The organism is Streptomyces sp., from assembly GCF_031178505.1.
In the GTDB taxonomy this organism is placed as follows: Bacteria; Actinomycetota; Actinomycetes; order Streptomycetales; family Streptomycetaceae; genus Streptomyces; species Streptomyces gulbargensis.
Genome location: NZ_JAPSIW010000979.1, coordinates 1 through 2,031 on the forward strand (window position 1 = coordinate 1; position 2,031 = coordinate 2,031).

Annotated in this window: 2 protein-coding genes; one reads left to right on the forward strand and one right to left on the reverse strand. The window is 76.9% G+C overall.

The features are described 5' to 3' along the window. Nucleotides 1-655, reverse strand: a 655-nt coding sequence (locus tag RIF68_RS35300; protein ID WP_309055662.1) for a site-2 protease family protein, incomplete at its 3' end; no start/stop codon positions are given. Nucleotides 656-802: 147 nt separating this feature from the next. Here RIF68_RS35300 and RIF68_RS35305 point away from each other — a divergent pair. Then, the coding region (locus tag RIF68_RS35305; protein WP_309055664.1) for a BTAD domain-containing putative transcriptional regulator at nucleotides 803-2,031 on the forward strand (1,229 nt) is incomplete at its 3' end.

Genomic DNA, 2,031 nt, shown 5'->3' on the forward strand with positions numbered 1-2,031 from the left:
ACAGCAGGGCGATCACCACGAAGAAGCCGTACGGCGCGTACGGCTCGACCTGCCGCCGCACCTTGTACGACAGCCAGGGCTCCAGCACCCCGTAGCCGTCGAGCCCCGGAACCGGCAGCAGGTTCAGAAGCGCCGCCGTCACCTGGAGGAACGCCAGGAAGGCCAGGGCGTACCGGAAGGCGGCCGGCACGCCGTCGAGCGCGTCCAGCCAGAACGGCGCCGTGCAGACGAGGGCGAAGAGGACGTTGGCGAGCGGGCCCGCAGCCGAGACGAGGCTGTGCTTCCAGCGGCCCTGGATCCTCCCCTGCTCGATGAAGACCGCACCGCCCGGCAGACCGATGCCGCCCATGATCACGAACAGCAGCGGCAGGACGACGCTCAGCACGGCGTGGGTGTACGCCAGCGGGTTCAGCGTCAGATAGCCCTTGGCGCCCACGGTGATGTCGCCGCCGTGCAGGGCCGTGCGGGCGTGCGCGTACTCGTGGAGACAGAGCGACACCACCCACGCCGAGACCACGAAGAGGAAGACGGCCAGGCCGGGGGAGGCGGCGAAGTCCGTCCACACCGCCCAGCCGGTCACGGCCATGACGGCGAGGATCGCCAGGAAGACGGGGCTGACCCGCCGCTCGTGGCGCCGGGTGGTGGCCGTGGTCATCGGGGGCTCCCAGGGGACGGAGGAGTGGGCGGGCGGAGCATCGGTCTGCGGGAAACGTACCGGTGGGCCGCGGGAGTTCCACCCCCGAGGTGCCGGGGCGGGACGGGGAGGGTCCGGGGCGGGACGGCGTTCACGGAGAATGGGGGCGTGCGCTACTCCGTCCTCGGCCCGACCCGCGTCCACGCCCCCGACGGCACCGGCGTGGCGGTCGGCGGCGCCCGGCTGCGGGCGCTCCTCACGGTCCTGGCCCTGCGGGCCGGCCGGACCGTGCCCGCCGGCACCCTCGTCGACGAGGTGTGGCACGGCACGGAGCCGCCCGCCGACGCCGTCGCCGCGCTCCAGGCCCTCGTCGGGCGGCTCCGCCGGGCGATCGGCCCGGACCGGGTGGTCTCCGCCGTGGGCGGCTACCGCCTCGCCGCCGATCCGGCGGACGTGGACCTCCACCGCTTCGCACGGCTCACCGCCGACGGCACCGCCGCGCTCGACGCCGGGGACCCGGACCGCGCCGCCGCCCTCCTGGACGAGGCCCTCGGCCTGTGGCGGGAGCCGCCCCTCGCCGACCTGCCGGACCGGGAGACGGAGGCCGCCCGGTGGGAGGCGCGCCACCTCGACGCCCGCCGCGCCCGCCTCGGCGCCGCCCTGGCCCTCGGCGACGCGGCCGGTGCCCTCCCCGACCTCACCGCCCTCTGCGCGGCCCACCCCCTCGACGAACCCCTCCACGCCCTGCGCATCCGCGCCCTGCGCGCCACGGGCCGCCCGGCGGAAGCGCTCGCCGCCTACGAGAGCCTCCGCCGCGCCCTCTCCGCCCGCCTCGGCACCACCCCGTCGCCGCCCCTCCTCGCCCTCCACGCCGAACTCCTGCGTCCGCAGGCGGCACCCGCCGCCGGGACCGGGTCCGGTCCCACGCCTCCGGGGGAGCACGGGACGGCCCCCGCCCCGCCCGGCAATCTCCGGGCGCGGCTGACCAGCTTCGTCGGGCGGGAGGAGGAGATCGCCGCGATCCGGGAGGCTCTCGGCTCGTCCCGGCTCGTGACGCTGCTCGGGACCGGCGGGGCCGGGAAGACCCGGCTGTCGCAGGAGGTGGCCGAGCGGGTCGCCGGGGCCTGGCCCGACGGGGTGTGGGTGGCCGAACTCGCCGCCGTACGGGACCCGGACGCCGTTCCCGAGGCGGTGCTCGCCGCCGTCGGGGCGCGGGAGACCGTGCTGCGCGGAGCCGGGGCCGAGGAGCTGCGCGGCGGAGGCGACCCCGTCGCGCGGCTCGTGGAGCACTGCGCGGGACGCCGGATGCTTCTTCTGCTGGACAACTGTGAGCACCTGCTGGGGCCGGTGGCCGGCCTGGCCGAGGAACTGCTCGCCCGGTGTCCGGGGGTGCGGGT